We start from the raw sequence: 20,871 nt of genomic DNA on the forward strand, positions 1-20,871 counted from the left end.
AAGACTAATAAAAGGGAGAGGGCTCGAAATGAGACCAAAGGTATATATAACAAGAAGAGTTCCGGAAGAGATTATAGCTAAAATACAACAAGAATGCGACGTCAGGGTGTGGGATGAAACAGATATACCTGTCCCGCGGGCTGTGCTTGAACATGAGATCTCCAATGTGGATGGCCTTTTTTGTTTGTTAACAGAATCCATTGACAGGGAATTACTTGAAAAAGCTCAGAAGTTAAAAGTGATCAGTAATATGGCAGTCGGTTACAATAATATTGATATTGAAGCAGCAAAAGAAAAAGGGATTACGGTAACGAATACGCCTGGTGTGTTGACAGAGACCACAGCTGACTTGACTTTTGCTCTTATGATGGCAACAGCACGCAGACTAATAGAGTCATCTGATAATTTACGCAAAGGTAATTGGAAAACATGGTCGCCGATGCAATTAACAGGACAGGATATATATAGCGCGACTCTTGGTATTATTGGGATGGGCAGAATTGGTGCATCCGTGGCTAAAAGAGCAAAAGGTTTTGATATGAACATCCTCTACTATAACCGTTCTCAGAAGCCTTCATTAGAGGAGGCTCTAAATATGAAATATGTTGATATGGATACTTTATTAAGACAGTCGGATTTTGTTTGTGTCCTGACACCTTATACACCTGAGACCAAAAATCTGATTGGAGCAAGGGAATTGTCCTTAATGAAAAAATCCTCCATTCTGATTAATACAGCAAGGGGAGGAATTGTAAACGAGGATGATTTATTCCAAGCATTGAAAGATGGAGAAATATGGGCAGCGGGTCTTGATGTTTTCGAGCAAGAACCTGTACCTCTGGAACATCCACTACTGACTCTTCCAAATGTTGTCACACTGCCGCATATTGGCAGCGCAAGTATTAATACGCGTATAAAAATGGCAGAATTAGCGGCAGATAATCTACTGTTGGCTATTAACAAGCAGACGCCAAAACATGTGGTCATTTAGAAAAACTCAATGTTTTATTAAATAGTTAAGAGTACTGGAAACCCTCCAGTACTCTTATTTTTTTAAACGAAAAATTAGTTAATCGATTATCTATTAAAAATAGCTATAAAGAACTACATTTTTGCGTAATTTCATGTTTTTATAGGAATAAACTACAGTGTTTTATGTTTTGTCAGAATTATATAGACAATAGGTTGGAAATAAATATATAATTTCATTGTTATGTATTTCTATAAATTAAGTTATTTTATAGTATATTTTACTTTAATTAAGATGTTTTGTTAGTTTAAAATACCCTATTGAACCTTGTGATAAATTGAAAGGGCTTACGAGAGGGCAAGTTTAACAGTACCCAGTAGGGAATGGCTGACTTGGACAAATATTTTCATATTTGTATAAACCAAATTTAAGGGGGAAAACAAGTGGAAAGAGGTAAAACCCGAAAATCAATTCGCAGTAAAATGAAAAAGCTTATGGTTACAGCAAGTGTTTCGGCATTAACATTGACATTACTCCCGGCAGTGTCCTCACAAAAGGTCAAAGCAGATACTGGAGAAACAGTATTAGAAGCTGAAAATGCGGTGCTTAATGGTGTTACCGTTCAATCGTCACAACCAGGCTTTTCTGGGACTGGTTATGTTGGAAATTTCAGTGACAACTCTCAATCGGTTACCTTTAATGTGAATGTACCTACAACCGCATTATACAATTTAGCGGTTGGTTTTGGAGCCATATATGGGACCGGTAAAGTAGCTAACATTTCCGTTAATGGTAAGCCGGCAGCCTCATTTACAATGGGAAGCGGCTTTGGTGAGGTTTCTTCCGGAAATGTTTTATTGAATGCAGGAGCCAACACCATCACAATCACTCCTAATTGGACATGGTTTGCGATTGATTATATAAAAGTCAAGCCTGCCCCGGCCCCAGCACCGCATCAAGTTGAAAAAACGCTAATTAATCCAAAAGCTACAAAAGAGACCACCGCTTTAATGAGCTATCTTGTTGATAATTTCGGAAAAAACATCCTGTCCGGCCAGTATGAATATCCAAATTCCACTCCGACAGACCGGGACTTTATTTATCAGACTACAGGCAAGTACCCAGCAGTATTAGGATTGGATTTTATTGACAATAGCCCGTCACGAGTGGAGCACGGGACATCAGCTGATGAAACAAAGGTTGCGATTGATTGGTGGAAAAAAGGGGGAATTGTTACCTTTACGTGGCATTGGAACGCTCCTAAGGATCTGTTGGACGAACCGGGGAATGAGTGGTGGTCCGGTTTTTATACAAGAGCCACAACCTTTGATGTGGACTATGCAGTGAATCATCCGGAATCAGAGGATTATAAGCTTCTTCTTCGCGACATTGATGTTATCGCCGGTGAATTAAAGAAACTCCAGGATGCTGGTGTTCCTGTATTATGGAGACCGCTCCACGAAGCAGAAGGCGGCTGGTTCTGGTGGGGTGCAAAGGGACCAGAGCCAACCAAGAAATTATGGAAGCTGATGTATGACCGTTTGACCAATTATCACGGATTAAATAATCTTATTTGGGTTTGGAACAGTGTTGGTGAGGATTGGTATCCGGGGGATGATTATGTGGATGTGGTAACGTTTGATTCTTACCCAGGAGCCTATAATTATGGTCCGGCAAGTAGCCAATATGAGGCACTTGTCAAACTTTCAAGCAATAAAAAGCTAGTCGCAATGGCAGAAAATGGACCAATTCCGGATCCCGATCTTTTACCGCTTTATCATGCTAATTATAGCTGGTTTTCCACTTGGAATGGCAGTGTATTAAGAGACCAAAACAGCATCGAGCACCTTAAGGAAGTCTATAATGATGACTATGTAATAACATTGGATGAACTTCCTAAAATCAGTACGTATCTTGAAGATTCGCAACTCAAGAAAATTTCTAGTTTAATTGAGGGTTATGCAAAATCCGGCGAATTATCGGGGCCTGCTTATGTACAAGTTGCTAACAGCTTTAAACAAGTAGAAGACCAATACAAGAAAGGTCATCTTGAACAAGCTAAAACACATCTAAACGATTTACAAAAGCATTTAAACAATGGGGAACTGCAAACCATTTCAGTTGAAGCTAAAAAGGTACTTTTAACGAATGTAGCTGAATTGATGCGGATTTTTTCTGAGTAATTTGGTAAATTCATAGTTTAAATGGAAGAAACCTCGAAGAAAGTTCAAGAGTTCTCGATTTATGTAAATGCAAAACAACCAGGAACACAATTGTCGAGTGTGCTTTATTTCAATGATATTCATGTAACAAATAATTAAGTGAATGACTAAAGGCCCCACATTTTTTATGCGGGCCTTTAGTCATAATGTCTGAAAAATCTTCTATAAGTTTTATTGCCAAGTTTATCAAGAGGAGGAATTAAAACATGATGAAAAATAGCCTTAAAACAAGCAATGTAAACACAATGAATCTGTCATTACAGAGTTGGGCTTTTAGACAAAAGGATGAACAGGAATGGCTGCCGGCCCAGGTTCCTGGCTGCGTACACACGGATTTACTTCGGAATGAAAAAATCGATGAACCTTTTGTTGGAACGAATGAGCTTAATCTGCAATGGATTGATAAAAAGGTTTGGGAATATCAAACAAGCTTTGATGTTCCTGAAAGTTTACTAGATTCTTCGCATTTGCAACTCACTTTTAAAGGGTTAGATACCTATGCAACTGTCTATTTGAATAATGAAAAAATCCTTGAGGCAGATAATATGTTCCGAGAATGGAAAGCTGATGTAAGCTCTCTTGTCAAAAAACAGGCTAACCAATTACACATTTACTTTCGTTCCCCAATAAATGAGGACCTTCCAAAGCTTAAAAGGTTTGGGTATGGTTTGCCAGCGGCTAATGACCACTCTGAGGATGGAGGCTTGGGTGATCAAAAAATTAGTGTTTTTGCAAGAAAGGCACCATATCATTATGGCTGGGATTGGGGGCCAAGATTTGTAACGAGCGGTATTTGGAAAGACATCTATCTTGAAGGATGGTCAGATTGCAGGGTGACAGATTTGTTCATCCGTCAAAATTCAGTTTCCTCCACTTTAGCAAGTGTGACAGGGAAGTTGGAAGTTGAAGCTGACGGAGAATGGGAGGGTACATTACAGCTCAGTGCAGATGGAATGATTGTTGAGAAGACTGTGCAAATAAGTAACGGAATCAATGAACTGGATATTAATATGGATATTTGCTTTCCAAAATTATGGTGGAGCAGGGGGCTTGGTGACCAGTATTTATACGAGTTTACCGCTGTTCTTTTTAAAGATGGAGAGATTGTGGCTGAAAAAACAGTTAGGACGGGCCTGCGGTCAGCCAAGTTGATCACGGAAAAAGATGATCGGGGAACCAGTTTTTATATTGAGTTAAACGGTGTTCCGGTTTTTGCCAAGGGTGCAAACCATATTCCGAATGATAGTTTTGTAACAGAAGTAACCTATGAGCGCTATAAGCATGAAATTGTTAGCGCGGCTGAATCAAATATGAACATGCTGCGTATTTGGGGCGGCGGTATTTATGAATATGATACATTCTATCAATTATGTGATGAGTATGGGATTTTAGTATGGCAGGATTTCATGTTCGCCTGCAGTATGTATCCCGGAGATGAAGCGTTCCTTTTAAATGTGAAAATGGAAGCGATTGATAACATTAAAAGGTTAAGAAACCATCCTTCGGTTGTGTTATGGTGCGGCAATAATGAGATAGATTCTGCCTGGTCCCATTATAATGAGAATGCGGGCTGGGGATGGAAGCAGCAGTATCAACCGGAAATCCGTGAAAAGATCTGGAATGACTATGAAAAAGTTTTTCATGAGATTCTTCCTGAAGCGGTGAATCAATTATCACCAGATATCGACTATTGGCCATCCTCCCCATTAACAGCCTTGACGGGGGATAGCAGCCAACATGCTTCAAGTGATTCCACAAGTGGAGATATCCATTATTGGGATGTATGGCATGGTTTAAAGCCATTTGAGGAGTATGAACATAACATCGGCCGTTTCATGAGTGAGTACGGATTCCAATCATTTCCGGAATTAAAAACAGTCCTGACATTTGCAGAGGAAAAGGACTTGGCCATCGATACCGAGGTAATGTTGAATCATCAAAAAAATAACCGCGGTAACCAAATTATTAACGAATATATGGAGAAATACAGCCCAGAGCCTAAGGATTTTCCATCCTTCTTGTATATGAGCCAAATCCTGCAAGCGGAAGGGATCAAAAGCGCCATTGAAGCTCATCGCAGAAATAAACCATACTGCATGGGCACCTTGTATTGGCAAATGAATGATTGCTGGCCGGTTGCCTCATGGGCAAGCATGGATTATTACGGCAGATGGAAGGCACTACATTACTATGCGAAACGGAGCTTCCAGGATGTTATGATTTCATTTGTGGAAAAAGGTGAAACTCTTGAAGTTTATGCTGTTTCTGATTTACTCAAAGCCCTAACCGGCACGTTAACACTGAAGCTGGTTGATTTTAATGGTCAAGTGCTATCAGAAGTATCACAACCGGTTCAGATTCAAGCAAATTCCAATCTGTTGGCAATGGAACTGAAAACGGATGAGCTTTTAAAAGGACATGATGCTAAAAACATTGTGCTTCTTGCGGAACTTGAAGAAAATGGACATGTCCTGGATTTGAAAGAATATTATTTTGTCACCACAAAAGAACTGGAATTAAAGAAACCGGAAATTGTCATCACGGAAGTAGAGGGCGGTAATGGAGCTGAATTTATTCTGTCAACCAATGTACTGGCAAAGCAAGTCCAACTTTCCAGCGAAACCGAGGGAATCTTTTCAGATAATTATTTTGATTTAATTCCAGGTGTTCCGAGAAGAGTAAGCTTCAGGTCACGAGTGAACGATTATAATATGGAACGCCCGGAAAAACTTGAGGTTTCTTCTATCGTCGATTATATGAGAAATTAGTTGGCTTAAAAGGATTATTGCTTAATTAGAAAAGTGATTTTTATCATTTAAAAGCTTCTGCCAGCAAAGAAGAGACCCATGAGCGAATCATGGGTCTCCTCTTTTATTTGGACTCTATTACTTCATTGCGTTTAATGTCCAGATGTGAATCCAGGCGCTTGCTTACCTTTGTAAAAACGATTTGCGATAACCGATAAATGATATATGCGCCGAGACTGCCGATAAACAACATGGATAAAGGGAAGATATATAGAACCAATGCGATTAACAAGATTACTATACAGATAAGCAGTGAAAAAGGAAAATAAACAATGGATAGAAAGACCATGTTCTTCACCATATTCCGTATACTCGTTTTGAATTGAACGATGGATGGAAAAAGAAAGGTTGACCCCATCATAAAGAAAAATCCTAGGAAAATTAAAATCGGTGAAATGAACATTTTAAGAAAGCCTAATTTTAAAGAGATTGTATAGTCTAAGAATAGAAAGGCAGCCAGAAATAACCAAATGAATTGGAGTATAAAACTTTGTTTAAAATTCTCTTTAAAACAGCACATAAATGTGGGGAAGACGCTGGAGTCTTTATGAATGATCCATTGTCTCACTACTCCAAACATGGCAGCGGTTGCAGGAAATATTGTAAGGATAGGCAAACAAAATAACAGCCATAACACATTCAAAAGAAATATATTGGAAATAAAAACAAAGAAAGAGTAAAACCTGCTGTCAATAAATTTCAATTCGTTCACCTAATTTCTAATAAGTCTATTATAACTTAAAAATACCATATTTTACTTTAGTATAAAAGGTTATATTAACACTAGGACGGCAAGTATTTCTTTAACTTCTCTAAAAGTAACCGATCCATTTTTTTTAACTCCATGCATGGCTGGTTCCCGATTGGGAAATGGGCGATAGTGCGATTACATAGCGGGCAATTCCCAGGTTCTTTAAAGCGATGCAGGATGTTTATAGGCATTAGTGGCTCTGTTTTTGCAACCATAAAATTATACAGCTTTCCTTGGATTGTAAAGTGAATATCAAAACCTCTATAACCGCTAACCTCAATAATTCTAATATTCTCCAACGTTAAACCATTTAGGATAATGTTTTCCATATTAATATCACTACTTTCCTATTACATTTATTAAGTATTATACCATAATATCGAATTGACCATTCTAATAATCACGTTTATAATTAGGTTATCGGTAAGGTAAAAAAGAAGAAGAATAGATTTAAATTTAGTTAGGGAGGGAATTAGTAGTGAAATTTGACATGCCTTTACATGAATTAAAGGAATACAAGGGAATAAATCCGAAACCAAAGGATTTTGATGAGTTTTGGGATAAGGGGCTCCAGGAGTTAAGCCAACAACCGATGGATTATGAATTAATCCCTGCAAACTTTACTAGTAGAGTAGCAGAATGCTATGATCTCTATTTTACAGGGGTTGGCGGAGCTAGAATTCATTGTCAGCTCGTGAGGCCAAAGAATCAAGTTGGACAAGGTCCAGGACTTGTTTGGTTCCATGGCTATCATGTAAGCAGTGGGGAATGGGTGGATAAGATTGGCTATGCAGCCGAAGGTTTTACAATCTTAGCGATGGATTGTCGTGGACAGGGTGGGTTATCTGTAGATAATAACCAGGTAAAAGGAACAACCTTAAAGGGGCATATTATCCGCGGAATTGAAGAAGAAAATCCTGAAAAGCTTTATTATCGAAATGTTTTCTTAGATACGGTACAAGCTGCCAGAATATTATTTTCAATGGATCATGTGGATGCTGACAGAGTAGGTGTCTATGGTGCTTCACAAGGTGGGGCTCTATCTGTTGTTTGCTCTGCTTTAGAGCCTAGAATTAAGAAAACAGTAGCAGTATACCCTTTCCTTTCAGACTATAGAAGGGCATGGGATTTAGATATCTCCAATTCTGCATATGAGGAGATACACTATTATTTCAAGTTTATTGACCCAAATCATGAACGAGAAGAGGAAGTTTTTAATAAGCTTGGGTATATTGATATTCAACATCTTGCAGATCGAGTAAAATCACAAGTATTATGGGCTGTTGGGATGGAGGATAATATTTGTCCGCCATCAACTCAGTTTGCCGCCTATAATAAAATTCAATCACCTAAACAAATCATGGTTTTTTATGAATATGGACATGAACACCTTCGTACCTTTAGTGATAAAGTCCACTCGTATTTTTCAGAGCTTTTAGATATATAAAGTTTATGATCAGATGGAACCGTTCCTTGATGGAAGTTTTGTTACTCCATAAAAAGGAGGGTTCTTTCTGTTTTCTAAAAAAAGAGGTATATTTGTAATTAATATTCTATTTACTATTACCATAATAAAAAGTTATTCTAAAGTAAATGAACTATGTAGAATGCGAATCGGAGGAATTTTTGTGAAAAGCAATGTTACAATGCGTGACATAGCAGAGAAATTAGGAGTCAGCAGTGTTACTATTTCAAAGGCGCTTAATGATAAAGAAGGCGTTAGTGAAGAACTAAAACAGAAAATAAAAGTGGTCGCAGAAGAAATGGGTTATCGATTTAATACTCATGCAAAGTCTATGAAAGAAGGATTATCCTATAATTTGGGGATTGTTATACACGAACGTTTTTCTGGCACTACTACTTCATTTTATCTGCAATTTTATCAATTATTATCAAGGGTCCTGGAAAGTTATCATTATTCAGGAATCCTGCATATATTAAGCCATGATGATGAGGCTCAGCTTGTCTTGCCAAGAATTTACACCGAGAAAAAGGTGGATGGCCTTATTTTTCTTGGTCAAGTAAATAAGGATTATGTAGAAGAAATTCAAAAAATAGATATTCCAGCTGTCTTTTTGGACTTTTATACAGATCAAAATGAAATTGATTCGGTATTGACGGACAATTTCTATGGAATGTATGAAGTTACAAATTATTTAATCCGTAATGGTCATAGGGAAATTGCTTTTGTCGGGGATGTTCATGCAACCAGCAGTATCCAGGACCGCTTCCTTGGGTATTATAAATCACTGCTAGAACATCGAATCGATCTTAAAAAGGAATATGTCATTAAAGATAGAGATGAACGTGGATTTTATATCGACATTGAATTTCCTAAAGATATGCCTACAGCATTTGTATGTAATAATGATGAGGTGGCCTATAACCTTATTAACGAGCTACAAAAGAGAGGTATAAATGTACCGGAGGATTGTTCGGTCGTTGGTTTTGATAACTCGATCTTTGCTACCCTAACTGAACCTTCTTTAACCACGGTTGCAGTTGATATCGAAGAAATGTCGAAGGTTTCGGTTAAGTTTATCATGGAAAAGTTAAAAAACCCAAATATAAAATACGGCCGAACATTTGTAAAGGGAAACATTATTTACAGAGGTTCAGTCAAAAATATAGCAAAATAAAAACAAGGCATCTGCCTTGTTTTATTTTGTTTAAATTATGAGACACTAGTGGCAATCTGTTCTTCTTGACGCTGTAAGTAGTGAAACAATGCACCAAGTAGATTCGCGTCATTTTTGAAATGACATATTTCAATGACTGGACGTACCTTTGCAATCTCTACTGAGTCTAAGATAATGTCAAGTTTTTCATAAATTCTTTCAATTAAATCAGTCCGGCTGCTTATAGCACCGCCGAGAATGATTTTCTCGGGATCATATACATACTGAATATTGTAGATGCCCTGTGCCAAATATAGATAGAATTTCTCAATCGAATGGATACAGTCTTGATCACCAGCTTCAGCTGCTTCGAAAATCATTTTACCGTTTAATTCTGATGCTGCAACACCTTTTACTTTCGCCACATCTTTCACAAGGGCACCTGTTGCTGCTACATGGCTCCAGGTGCGAAACGTATACTGACCGTTATCATTTTCAACGTTTACAACCATATAGCCAATTTCTCCGCCATGTAAATTGGCTCCTTTATGGATTTTCCGATCTTTTATGACAGCTCCGCCTATTCCTGTGCCAATAATCGTAAACATCACATTTTGATTATCTTTTGCAGCACCTTTCCATACTTCCCCTAGTGCAGCGCTGTTAGCATCATTCTCAATTTCAACTGGCAAGCCCGTAGACCCGCCAAAAATTTCTTTGAAATTTGGCCCATGGATACAGGGAAGAGCACTTGCGCCGCCTATGATCCCTGTCTCACTATCAACTCCGCCAGGACAGCTAAATGCAAGCCCAGTAACATTGTATTTTTCTTTATTTTCCAATGTAACCGAAACAATGTCAGTATGAAATTTATCAAAATCATACGGGGATGATGGAAAATCACCCTTAGTTAGGAATTCTCCATCTTCATTTATGACCGCATATTTAACGTTTGTTCCTCCAACATCAAATACCATGTAATTTCTCATTGATTGCTCTCTCCTTATTCCGAATGATAGTTTAGTTTATGCGTTGACCTCTTTTAATAGGAAAAGTTTCGAAGAGAAATCACCTGATTTTTCTCGGCTCCAGTACTCACCAGCACGATCGGTATAATCTTCAGCCAGTACAATTCCAATATTCATTAGTTCATCACCGTAGTGTGTTGTATCTTTTCCTTCAATTGCGTAAAGTTTAGTAGGATCCAGTCCTTTTAATTTAATACGATAGTATTTATCATTGGGTTTTGCTAAAACTTTGTAATAACCGACCATCGCTTCCTTTTTGTCTTGTGATACCACCATCCAGGAAACTTCATTGGATTCAAATGGATTTAGTAAGCGATAAAACTGACCATTCCGAACAAGCCGCCTTTTTTCTTTGAAAAATGAGGTTTGTGCCTGTACTTTGGCTTTGTCTTCTTCACTTAGTTTGGTAATGTCAAGTTCATATCCAAAGGTACCAAAGTAAGCAACATTTGCTCTAGTTTCCATTGATGTTATTCTGCTTACTTGATGGTTTGGTACAGCAGAAATATGGCTGCCTATTGAGCTTAGTGGATAAATCATTGATGTTCCGTATTGGATTTTTAATCTCTCAACTGCGTCAGTGTCATCACTTGCCCAAGCCTGTGGAGCATAATAGAGTAACCCTGGATCAAAGCGGGCACCGCCGCCAGCACAAGACTCAAATAGGATTTCTGGATATTTCTCTATTAGTCTCTCGTACAGTTTGTATACTCCAAGGATATAGCGATGGGCTACCTCTCCTTGCTGGTCGTAATCTAAGCTTTGTGAATAGGTTTCCGTCATATAACGGTTCATATCCCACTTGATATAAGATATCTTTGATTTTTCTAAGATAGTATCCATTAAAGAAAAGATATGATCGACGACCTCTTCTCTAGAAAAGTCTAAAATAAATTGGTTCCGTCCATGTGATGGCCGGCGGTTCGGTGTCGCAATGATCCACTCAGGATGTTCTTTAAACAGCTTTGTATCCTTGCAAACCATTTCAGGTTCAAACCAAAGTCCGAATTTCATACCTAACGCATCAACCTTTTCGGATAACCCTTGAATCCCATTTGGCAGTTTGTCTCTATCCTCAAACCAATCTCCTAGAGAACTTGTATCATCATTTCGTTTCCCAAACCAGCCATCATCTAAAACGAATAGTTCAATTCCGAGATCTCTAGCTGTTTCTGCAATGGATAAGATTTTTTCTTCATTAAAATTAAAATAAGTAGCTTCCCAGTTGTTGATTAAAATTGGGCGTTCCTTATCACGCCAATATCCCCGGGCTAAACGTGTTCGATATAAATCATGGTAGGTTTGACTCATTCCGTTCAGCCCTTCGTTTGAATAGACCATCACGCATTCAGGAGTTTGAAAGGTTTGGTTTGGTTTCAGTTTCCACCTAAATTGGAATGGGTTAATACCCATGGTTACACGAGTGACGCTATAGGTATCAACCTCGACCTGTCCTAAGAAATTACCGCTATAAACAAGACTGAATCCATATACTTCCCCTGTATGCTCAGTTGTGTCTAATCTTTTTAGGGCTAAAAAAGGATTATGTGCATGGCTGCTCGCTCCTCTTGCACTATAAATGGATTGGATTCCTTTTGATAATGGTTGAACCTCGACGTGCGCTTCACGGGCCCAAGCTCCGTAAAGATGCAGCATTTCAAATTGATCATCTGGAAAATCGACACTAGTACTCATGGCGTTGTTTAAATAGAAGGAATCTTTCCCTTCATTTACAAATTTAGCATTCCTGCAAATCACATTCCGATCAGAATAAATGGTATAACTTAAAATTAACCTACTTTGTAAAACTGCATCTATTAAAGTGATTTCTAATGTTTCGGCTTCCGTGTTGTCTTCCAAATAGGTTGCTGGTAAGTTAACGAGGGCAGGCTTGCCCGAAATAATTTGATAACTTTGATATTGATAGTTCGAAATATGACTGCCGATACTATTAGTTATCATGTGGGCAGGCTGCCGATAGTCCGTGGTTCCGAAGCTTGGATATTCTTGCTTTATATGTTCAAGTGATGATGTATGATCACCTTCAAACATATTGCAGGAAGGACGTATCTCTCTTTCAATTAAGTGTTTAAATGATTCTCTGTGTTGAATTCTCTGGCCAAAGTATAAATGTTCTAATTGATTGCTCTTCTCGAGCACTCTAAAAATGTAACTAACTTGATTGTTAAATAAATGAAATTCTCTTGTTTCTGGATTTACCTTAATTGTCAATTTTTTCACCTCAATAAAATAATGTACTATCTAACTTTAAAGGAATTAAGTTATGGAATCCCTTACACTTTATGGCGAATCCTAAATAAATCAGCTTATCCTTGGCTTATTACTTGTATGTTTAGTTAAAATTTTAACAAGTTTATTAAACTATTACAATATATTTTTTGATAAAATAAGGTAATCGATTAGTTAACAAATAAACGTTAATAACTTTGGATGACAAAAAACTTTTCTTATTTAACTAAAGAGGGTATTGATCTAGTAATTCTATTGTTGAAATGTTTAATATCTAGGGCTGAATTTAATAGAAAACTGAAAGGATATGTAAGATTAGGTAAAAGAGTAAATTTTAAAAAAATTCCAATTAAAAGTATAGACATTTAATTGGAAAGGAGTATATAATAAAATCACAAAGTAAGTTACTTAATTATTAAAGTAATAAATAATTAAAATAACTTTAAAAAATAGTTGCTAAAAACTAAAAGTGAGTTTAAGATAAAAAAGAAGTTGGAAAGGCTTTCAACGCTTAACCTTCTTACATTTTATTTTTCTTCTCTAATAGTTGTAACTATGTTGAGTACTTTATAAGCAAACCTTTATTACAGCTAAAATTAATAACTTACTAAATTAATAGAGGAGGAGAGTTTTTTTATAATCCGTTATGAAAAGGGTTACAAGCCATATGATTGTTGTAATAAAAAACATAGGGGAAACCCAGGAAAGTGAGGGCGGAAGATGAATAAATCGCGAACATTTCTATTCTATATGTTCATATTACCGTGGTTAATCGGTTTCTTTATCTTTACAGCTGGACCAATGATTTACTCTTTATACATGTCCTTTACTGATTATTCAGGACTTGGAACAGCCAATTGGGTAGGAATAGAAAACTACAAGAAGATATTCACAGATGACCCATTATTCTGGCAATCGTTATGGAATACATTGTTTTATACCGTTTTAGGTGTTCCTCTTGGTTTGGTAGTTGGGTATTTGTTAGCTGTGTTATTAAATAGCAAAGTAAAATTTATGGGAGTATTTAGAACCATATTTTACCTGCCATCTTTGGTGCCAACAGTTGCTAGTTCCCTTTTATGGATATTAATCTTCCAACCTGACTTTGGTATTGCAAACGCTATTTTAGGATTCTTCCATTTACCAACTTCTAATTGGTTATTAAGTGAAGAAATGGTAAAACCATCCTTGATTATTATGAGTCTTTGGGGTGCAGGTGGAGGAATGGTCATCTACCTAGCTGGTCTCCAAGGTGTCCCAGTTAGTTTATATGAAGCAGCAGAATTAGATGGAGCAGGAAAACTTAGAAAATTCTGGAATGTCACTGTACCAATGACTTCAAACGTTATCTTCTTTAACTTAATTATGGGTCTTATTGGCTCATTTCAAGTATTCACCCAGGCATATGTAGTCAGCAGCGGGAATGGTGGACCAAACTATAAATCACTGTTCTATGTGTTCTATCTCTATCAAGATGCCTTTAAATTCTTTAAGATGGGATATGCTTCCGCCCTTGCGTGGATCTTGTTCATTATTATCTTAATCTTCACTTTAATTCAATTTAAAGTATTTGGTAAGAAAGTTTACTACGAGTTCGATGAGTAATTGCAGGAGGGAGGAATAAGGATGGAATTAGCTGCGAAAGTAAACCCGAAAGTAAACGTGAAGAAAGAGAGAAGTATCAAAAAAGGGAGAATCATTGAAAGAATTGTAACTTATGCTCTGTTAATTGGTTTATCAATTGTATTTATCTTTCCATTCCTATGGCTGCTTGGAACATCTTTAAAGCCGGAGAGTGAAGCATTAAGTTTCCCGCCAACTATTATTCCAGAAACTTGGAAGTTCTCAAACTATAAAGATGTTTTTACAATGGTTAATTTTGGAAAGTACTATTGGAATTCGATTATTGTTACACTATTAACCGTTCTTGGAACAGTCCTATCCTCTACCCTAGTAGCCTATGGGTTTGCCCGGATTAAGGCGAAAGGTAGAGATGTATGGTTTATTTTATTGCTAGCAACAATGATGCTGCCACCTCAAGTAACCATGATTCCAGTCTATATGATTTTTTCTAAGCTTGGGTGGGTTAATACATTTTTACCTCTAATTGTTCCTGCTTTTTTTGGAAACGCATACTTCATTTTTATGCTGCGTCAATTCTTTAAAACCATACCAAAAGAGTTAGAAGAATCAGCCTTTTTGGATGGGTGCGGGACATTTGGGATCTTCTGGAGAATTATCTTACCATTATCAGTTCCAGCCGTTATAACGGTTGCTTTATTAAGCTTTATGTGGACTTGGAATGACTTCCTAGGGCCTTTAGTTTACCTAAATGATGATTCCATGTATACGCTTGCTTTAGGAATTCTGCAATTTAAAGGTGCCTTAATCATCTCATGGGGACCTATGATGGCTGCAAGTGTACTGATTATCTTACCTTTAATCATTCTATTCTTTGTAGGCCAAAAATACTTTATCCAGGGTATTGCTACTACAGGTGGTAAAGGATAAACATTTCTACAATTTGGTTTCACTTTGGAAAAATGAGAAATACCAATTTCATTTTTTCTGATTAACATATTCTTAATTTACCTAGGGGGTAACAATTACATGAGGAACAAAAAAGGATTAGGAATTTTGCTTTTATCTCTTGTTTTTGCACTATCCGTTTTCTTAACAGGATGCGGCTCCAAGTCAGATTCTGCAAGTGGCACTTCCAAAGATGTAACACTTCGAATCTTAACATGGAACAATAACCCAGAAGGAACAAAACTTGAAGGTCAAATCTTTAAAGAGTTTGAAAAAGCAAATCCTGGTATTAAAGTGAAACCGGTTTATGCACCATATGATAAGTACAATGACAAATTCTTAACCATGTCTGCCGGTGGAGACCAACCTGACTTAGTATGGCTTCAGCCTTCTGCTATGGGTCAATTTGTTTCCAAAGGTACATTAATGGATTTATCTGATAAAAAAATCAATAAAGATGAATATATGCCAAACGTTCTTGAATTAGGACAAGTTGATGGCAAGCAATATGCCTTAATCCGTGATGCTTCTACACAAATGATTGGTTATAACAAAGATATGTTTGATGCAGCAGGCGTACCATATCCAAAGGATGACTGGACTTGGGATGATTTCCTAGATGCGGCAAAGAAATTAACAAAGGTTGAAAATGGAAAAACAACTCAATTTGGTATTGAAAACTTTTATTTAAGTCTATTATTATCATCAAATGGCGGCGGACTTGTAAGTCAAGATGGTAAAAAAGTTATTATTGACTCACCAGAAACGATACAAGCAGTTAAATTTGCCCGTGATTTAATTAACAAATATCATGTACAGCCAACAAGTGCACAATCGCAAGGTATGACTAACCTATTTATGACTGGTAAAGCGGCTATGAAAGTAACTGGTCCATGGGATTGGGCCGAATATAACAAAAATGTAAAATTCAAGTGGGATATTGTGCCTGTTCCTGCCGGTAAAGCAGGAAACATTTCCCCTGCTGCGTATCTACCAATTGGAATCGGCAAAAGTACAAAACATCCAGAAGAAGCTTATAAATTATTACAATTCTTAACAACTGGTAAAGGTCAAGATATTCAAGCTAAGATTATCTCAGCTGTTCCTACTGTAAAACGTAATGCTGACCAGATCACAAGCATGGCTAATGCTCCAGAAAATGCAAAGTCGTTAGCTAATATTTTGTCAGAAGGAAAGACTGTCATGACTGCTCCGTACATTCCAGCATATTCTGAGATTGATTCAAAGTTTGTTCCGGTAACAGACAATATTAATTTGAAAAACTTAGATCCTGCTAAAGAATTAAAGAAATTCGCAGATCAAGTTCGTAGAGATTATAACTTGAAATAATGAATGAAGGGTACTTGTTAGGTCTCAAACAGGTACCCTTTTCCCTAGATTTTTGTGAAGATGGATTTACCGGTGAAGAAAACACATCATAAATTGATGCGAACAAAAATTAAAAGGAGGATAAAATTGGAAGATTTAAAGATTACGCCTAAATGGGTGGGGTCTTGGAGTATTAGCCCTGTCGACTTTAGTGCGGCACCGCTGTACCTTAACGAGCAAACACTCAGAGCAAGAATTAAACTTTCCATTGGTGGTACCAAAATCAGGTTAAAATTTTCGAATCGATTTGGCCATCAACCAATATTTTTATCAGGGGTATCGGTTGCCCTGTCCAAAAAAGATAGTGATATTGCAGAGGGCACAAATCGTGTGGTTACGTTTAATGGAGAGCCAGCTATCATGATCATGCCCAATCAGGAAGTTGTTATCAGTGATGAGGTAGACATAAAAACAGTAGATTTAGGGTCTATTTCTATTAGTCTGTTTTTTTCTGGAAAAACTAAAATTTCAACTGCGTTTTTAGTAAGCAGCCAGTGTTTTACCTCTGTAGAGGGGAATTATACGGATTCTTCTAAATTTCCGATTGCTAAAGAGGCGGGTAATCAACCAGCTTTACCGTTATTAACAGGTGTTGATGTTTTAACGGGTGAGGAATACTCATCTGTAGTAACTTTTGGGGATTCCATTACTGCTATGGATTGGCCGGATTATTTAGCAGAGCGTTTAGTAAAAGCGGGTAAGAAAATCGGGGTATTACGTCAAGCTATCGGGGGAAACAAGGTATTAAATGATAGCCCGGAATCCCTTCAGTATGGTACTGCCGGAATCCAACGATTTCAGAAAGATGTCGTCCACCAAACAGGCGCTAAGTATATTGTTGTTTTACATGGTGTAAATGACATCATTCATTCCTGCGGACCCCATCCGATTTCAAAATCGGTTAAGGCGGAAGAAATTATAAATGGACTACATAAATACATCCAATGGGCACATGAGAGCAATATGAAAATATTGGGGGCCACGATTATGCCGTTTGGCGGATATGCAGGGATTACTTCTTTAGAAGAAGAAAAACGGCAGGCGGTCAACCACTGGATAAAAACTTCTGGAAAATTCGATGGAGTGATTGATTTTGATGCGGCAATACAGAATCCTGAAAAAACGAACGAACTTTTACTAGAGTATGATTCAGGTGATCATTTGCATCCTAGTAAACAGGGCGCTAAAGCAATGTCTGATTTCGTAGATTTGGACATATTTTAAATTCATATCAATAAGGAACAACCCAATATTGTTCCTATATGCAGGAGGAAATGGTGGAACATTTTATAACCCGAAAAGATGATAAGTTGTTCAATGGCCAAGAGGAATTTCGGTTTGTTTCTATTAATATACCCAATCTCCATATTAATGAAGATCCATTACCAAACTGGCATCGTATTGATCCATGGGAAGTGGAGGATGCTTTAAAAACCATCCATTTAATGGGAGGACAGGTCACAAGGACGTATACGTTTTCCATTAAAGGCGGAATTCGTCCAGGGGAAAGTGGAAAAGCACATATCTACGGTCCAGGACAATTTGATGAAGATCTATTTCAGGACTTGGATAAAGTAATTGAACTGGCCAACAAACATAATGTAAGGCTAATTATTCCCTTTATTGACTATTGGGATTGGTTTGGCGGTATCAAGCACTTTGCTGCATTAAGAGGGAAATCAGCACCTGAATTTTGGACAGATCGAGAATTAATTGAAGACTTTAAACAACTGCTTCATTATGTTATTAATCGCACGAACTCATACACGGGCGTCCCCTATAGAGAGGATAAAGCCATTATGGCCTGGGAAACAGGCAATGAATTAGATGATTGTCCTGATTCATGGACGGCGGAAATTACGGACTATATTAGAAGTCTAGATAAAAATCATCTCATTATTGACGGGAAATACGGGCTATCAATAGCTTCATTAGATAATCCGAATATCGATATTGTTTCCAATCATTATTATGTCGATCGTGGACATGACATCGTTGGCCGGGTTACCGCAGATGTGGAACTAGCGAAAGGAAAAAAGCCGTTTATTATTGGGGAATTTAATCATAAGGATCCCCAAATAGTAAAGGAAGTGCTAGAAACGGGAATAGAAAAAGGGATGGCAGGTGCTCTCCTTTGGAGCCTTCGTTACCATAGTAAAGATGGTGGATTTTATTATCATGGTGAACCTAGTGAGCCTAATAATCCTTGTTTCAACTGGCCTGGGTTTCCTTCTAGAGAAGTCACGGGTGAAAGAGATAAACTTCAATTTTTGAGAGAGTCTGCCTATCGAATTAGAAACTGTCCAATACCTGAAGTCGATGAACCGGACGCGCCAATACTTTTACCGATTGAGTCTCCTGAAAGGATTAAATGGAGAGGCGCAGCTGGTGCAGAAAAGTATATTCTTGAACGAGCTGAACAACCGGAGGGGCCATGGATCGTCATTTCCGATAATATACTAGAAGATTCTATCCCATTTGTACCTTTTAAAGATACTCCTCCAAGTGCACGCCGATATTTTTATAGAATCAAAGCTTTGAATCAAGCGGGTCCATCTGCACCCTCCAATGTCGAAGCAGTAGATAATACAGTAAAAAGTAAGTAAAGGTGTTCCAGCCCGTATGGATAATAGTACGTTAATTCAAATATTGCAGTCATTTTAACCAAATGTCTATACTTTTTATCAAAAACGAATAGACAAATTTAAAATAAGATTTATAATAGAACGTGGAAGCGTTTTAGAAACATATAAAACTCATTAAGAACAATCCTATCTTTGCTTAAAAATGAATAAACCACTTGAGCCGATCCATTAGAGAGTTACGTTAAAGTTAGCTTTGTTGAAATTTGATAGAAAAAAATTAAATGCTGAGAGGGGTAACAAAAATGGAAAAGAAAAATGTAATACCAGAAGGATTTTTATGGGGTGGCGCTGTAACGTCTTTTCAAACAGAAGGTGCTTGGAATGAAGGAGGAAAGGGTCCTTCCATCGTCGATGCCCGTTCTGTAAAGGAAGGTCAATCGGATTGGACAACAGCAGTCGATTTTTATCATCGCTATAAGGAAGATATTTCTCTTTTTCAAGAGATGGGCTTTAATGCATACCGGACAAGTATTTCTTGGTCAAGAATTTTCCCAGATGGTGAAGGGGAAGTAAATGAAGAAGGTTTACAATTCTATGATGACCTTTTTGATGAAATGTTAGCTAGTGGCATCCAGCCGGTGATTACTCTTTACCATTTCGATTTACCGCTGGCATTAGCTGAAAAATACAATGGTTTTGCTTCAAGAGAAGTGGTCGATTTATTTGATCGCTATGCAAGAACTGTATTTAAGCGCTACGGACATAAGGTGAAATACTGGTTAACCTTTAATGAGCAAAATCTAGTATTAACGAATCCTCAGTTCTGGGGTGTAAAACTAGATGGTGCTGAAAATGAAGAAGCGTTGAGATATCAAGTTACCCATAATGCATTTGTGGCACATGCGAAGGCAGTAAAGTCCCTTCATGAACTAGTGCCAGGCGGGCAAATGGCTGGGATGGTTACTTATCAAGTAACGTATCCAAATACATGCAAGCCTGAAGATGCGATTGCAAATATGAAAGCAAAAGAATTGTTAGTCGATTTCTATTTTGATGTATTTGCCCATGGGGAATATCCAACGTACGTGACAAAGGATCTTGAAAGAAAAGGCATTATGCCAGTATTTGAAGAAGGCGATGCTGAATTATTGAAAGAAAATACAGTTGATTATTTAAGCATCAGCTACTATCAAAGTCAGACAGTTAGTGCAGAAAAAGCAGATGGCAAATGGCTTATTTCTGGTATGACTCCTAATCCGAACTTAAAGACAAATGAGTGGGGGTGGGCAATCGATCCTATCGGCTTAAGGGTATGTTTAAAAGATATGTATGCGCGTTATAGATTGCCTATTTTTATAACTGAAAATGGAATTGGTGTCCGCGAGGAGTTAAACGAAAACAATACGGTTGTAGATGATTATCGGATTGAATACCTAAGCGAACATATCAAGCAAATGAAGCTGGCAATGGAAGAGGGCGTTGATGTAATTGGTTACCTTACATGGGGGTCAACTGATTTAATCAGCTCCGGCGGTCAATTCGAGAAGCGCTACGGATTCATCTTTGTAAACCGCGGTGAAACCGACATGAGAGATTTAAAGAGATATAAGAAAAAGAGTTTTGATTGGTTTAAGAAAGTGATTTCTACGAACGGACAAGATTTAGAATCTAAGGAAAGTGTTTCTCTAAAATAATAGGATGCTGGAGTAATCCTAGAGACCT

The 20,871-nt window shown here is 37.5% G+C and carries 15 protein-coding genes and 1 pseudogene; 11 read left to right on the forward strand and 5 right to left on the reverse strand.

Going from position 1 to position 20,871, the window contains the following annotated elements:
- Window positions 1–28 precede the first annotated feature (28 nt).
- The 3 genes from ACZ9EE_RS21380 to ACZ9EE_RS21390 all read left to right on the forward strand — a co-directional run bounded on the left by ACZ9EE_RS21380 (window position 29) and on the right by ACZ9EE_RS21390 (window position 5,960).
- Window positions 29–991: a 2-hydroxyacid dehydrogenase gene (locus tag ACZ9EE_RS21380; protein ID WP_476030346.1), complete on the forward strand. Its 963-nt coding sequence runs from the start codon at window positions 29–31 to the stop codon at window positions 989–991.
- Window positions 992–1,413: 422 nt separating this feature from the next.
- Window positions 1,414–3,153, forward strand: coding sequence for a glycosyl hydrolase (locus tag ACZ9EE_RS21385; protein ID WP_476030348.1), 1,740 nt, complete (start codon window positions 1,414–1,416; stop codon window positions 3,151–3,153).
- Window positions 3,154–3,398: 245 nt separating this feature from the next.
- The gene (locus tag ACZ9EE_RS21390; RefSeq protein WP_476030350.1) at window positions 3,399–5,960 is read left to right on the forward strand and encodes a beta-mannosidase; all 2,562 of its coding nucleotides are present in this window, start codon (window positions 3,399–3,401) and stop codon (window positions 5,958–5,960) included.
- Window positions 5,961–6,063: 103 nt separating this feature from the next.
- Here ACZ9EE_RS21390 and ACZ9EE_RS21395 read toward each other — a convergent pair whose 3' ends face one another.
- From ACZ9EE_RS21395 to ACZ9EE_RS21405, 3 genes and pseudogenes are all read right to left on the reverse strand, one after another.
- Window positions 6,064–6,360, reverse strand: a complete 297-nt coding sequence (locus ACZ9EE_RS21395; RefSeq protein ID WP_476033184.1) for a YesL family protein — start codon at window positions 6,358–6,360, stop codon at window positions 6,064–6,066.
- Between the two features lie 84 nt (window positions 6,361–6,444).
- Window positions 6,445–6,711, reverse strand: a pseudogene (locus ACZ9EE_RS21400) (DUF624 domain-containing protein); the annotation flags it as partial.
- Between the two features lie 71 nt (window positions 6,712–6,782).
- Window positions 6,783–7,079 carry a hypothetical protein gene (locus ACZ9EE_RS21405; RefSeq protein WP_476030352.1) on the reverse strand — a complete coding sequence of 99 codons (297 nt, stop codon included), beginning with the start codon at window positions 7,077–7,079 and terminating at the stop codon, window positions 6,783–6,785.
- A 149-nt stretch (window positions 7,080–7,228) separates the two neighbouring features.
- Here ACZ9EE_RS21405 and ACZ9EE_RS21410 point away from each other — a divergent pair, with 149 nt between their 5' ends.
- The gene (locus ACZ9EE_RS21410) at window positions 7,229–8,197 is read left to right on the forward strand and encodes an acetylxylan esterase (protein ID WP_476030354.1); all 969 of its coding nucleotides are present in this window, start codon (window positions 7,229–7,231) and stop codon (window positions 8,195–8,197) included.
- A 181-nt stretch (window positions 8,198–8,378) separates the two neighbouring features.
- Window positions 8,379–9,389, forward strand: coding sequence for a LacI family DNA-binding transcriptional regulator (locus ACZ9EE_RS21415; RefSeq protein ID WP_476030356.1), 1,011 nt, complete (start codon window positions 8,379–8,381; stop codon window positions 9,387–9,389).
- A gap of 35 nt (window positions 9,390–9,424) precedes the next feature.
- On the opposite strand, the gene ACZ9EE_RS21420 is transcribed toward ACZ9EE_RS21415, so the two are convergent.
- Both ACZ9EE_RS21420 and ACZ9EE_RS21425 read right to left on the reverse strand, forming a co-directional pair.
- The gene (locus ACZ9EE_RS21420) at window positions 9,425–10,357 is read right to left on the reverse strand and encodes an ROK family protein (RefSeq protein WP_476030358.1); all 933 of its coding nucleotides are present in this window, start codon (window positions 10,355–10,357) and stop codon (window positions 9,425–9,427) included.
- Between the two features lie 36 nt (window positions 10,358–10,393).
- Window positions 10,394–12,628 (reverse strand): alpha-galactosidase, encoded by a 2,235-nt coding sequence (locus ACZ9EE_RS21425; RefSeq protein WP_476030360.1) that lies wholly within the window; start codon window positions 12,626–12,628, stop codon window positions 10,394–10,396.
- Window positions 12,629–13,366: 738 nt separating this feature from the next.
- Between ACZ9EE_RS21425 and ACZ9EE_RS21430 the strand changes: the two genes are divergently transcribed.
- From ACZ9EE_RS21430 to ACZ9EE_RS21455, 6 genes are all read left to right on the forward strand, one after another.
- Window positions 13,367–14,251 (forward strand): carbohydrate ABC transporter permease, encoded by an 885-nt coding sequence (locus ACZ9EE_RS21430; protein WP_476030362.1) that lies wholly within the window; start codon window positions 13,367–13,369, stop codon window positions 14,249–14,251.
- A gap of 21 nt (window positions 14,252–14,272) precedes the next feature.
- Window positions 14,273–15,157: a carbohydrate ABC transporter permease gene (locus ACZ9EE_RS21435; protein ID WP_476030364.1), complete on the forward strand. Its 885-nt coding sequence runs from the start codon at window positions 14,273–14,275 to the stop codon at window positions 15,155–15,157.
- Window positions 15,158–15,256: 99 nt separating this feature from the next.
- Window positions 15,257–16,525: an ABC transporter substrate-binding protein gene (locus tag ACZ9EE_RS21440; RefSeq protein ID WP_476030367.1), complete on the forward strand. Its 1,269-nt coding sequence runs from the start codon at window positions 15,257–15,259 to the stop codon at window positions 16,523–16,525.
- Between the two features lie 126 nt (window positions 16,526–16,651).
- Complete coding sequence (locus ACZ9EE_RS21445; protein WP_476030369.1) at window positions 16,652–17,788, forward strand: SGNH/GDSL hydrolase family protein; 1,137 nt, start codon at window positions 16,652–16,654, stop codon at window positions 17,786–17,788.
- A gap of 38 nt (window positions 17,789–17,826) precedes the next feature.
- The gene (locus ACZ9EE_RS21450) at window positions 17,827–19,170 is read left to right on the forward strand and encodes a cellulase family glycosylhydrolase (RefSeq protein ID WP_476030371.1); all 1,344 of its coding nucleotides are present in this window, start codon (window positions 17,827–17,829) and stop codon (window positions 19,168–19,170) included.
- A gap of 281 nt (window positions 19,171–19,451) precedes the next feature.
- The gene (locus ACZ9EE_RS21455) at window positions 19,452–20,843 is read left to right on the forward strand and encodes a glycoside hydrolase family 1 protein (protein ID WP_476030373.1); all 1,392 of its coding nucleotides are present in this window, start codon (window positions 19,452–19,454) and stop codon (window positions 20,841–20,843) included.
- Window positions 20,844–20,871 lie beyond the last annotated feature (28 nt).

It is taken from the genome of Bacillus sp. URHA0034, from assembly GCF_056280405.1.

Bases quoted from the DNA above. Each gene is read 5' to 3' on its own strand.
- ACZ9EE_RS21455 (WP_476030373.1), top strand. From the start codon at position 19,452: ATGGAAAAGAAAAATGTAATACCAGAAGGATTTTTATGGGGTGGCGCT.
- ACZ9EE_RS21450 (WP_476030371.1), top strand. From the start codon at position 17,827: ATGCAGGAGGAAATGGTGGAACATTTTATAACCCGAAAAGATGATAAG.
- ACZ9EE_RS21395 (WP_476033184.1), bottom strand. From the start codon at position 6,360: ATGATGGGGTCAACCTTTCTTTTTCCATCCATCGTTCAATTCAAAACG.
- ACZ9EE_RS21435 (WP_476030364.1), top strand. From the start codon at position 14,273: ATGGAATTAGCTGCGAAAGTAAACCCGAAAGTAAACGTGAAGAAAGAG.
- ACZ9EE_RS21390 (WP_476030350.1), top strand. From the start codon at position 3,399: ATGATGAAAAATAGCCTTAAAACAAGCAATGTAAACACAATGAATCTG.
- ACZ9EE_RS21430 (WP_476030362.1), top strand. From the start codon at position 13,367: ATGAATAAATCGCGAACATTTCTATTCTATATGTTCATATTACCGTGG.
- ACZ9EE_RS21420 (WP_476030358.1), bottom strand. From the start codon at position 10,357: ATGAGAAATTACATGGTATTTGATGTTGGAGGAACAAACGTTAAATAT.
- ACZ9EE_RS21380 (WP_476030346.1), top strand. From the start codon at position 29: ATGAGACCAAAGGTATATATAACAAGAAGAGTTCCGGAAGAGATTATA.
- ACZ9EE_RS21440 (WP_476030367.1), top strand. From the start codon at position 15,257: ATGAGGAACAAAAAAGGATTAGGAATTTTGCTTTTATCTCTTGTTTTT.
- ACZ9EE_RS21405 (WP_476030352.1), bottom strand. From the start codon at position 7,079: ATGGAAAACATTATCCTAAATGGTTTAACGTTGGAGAATATTAGAATT.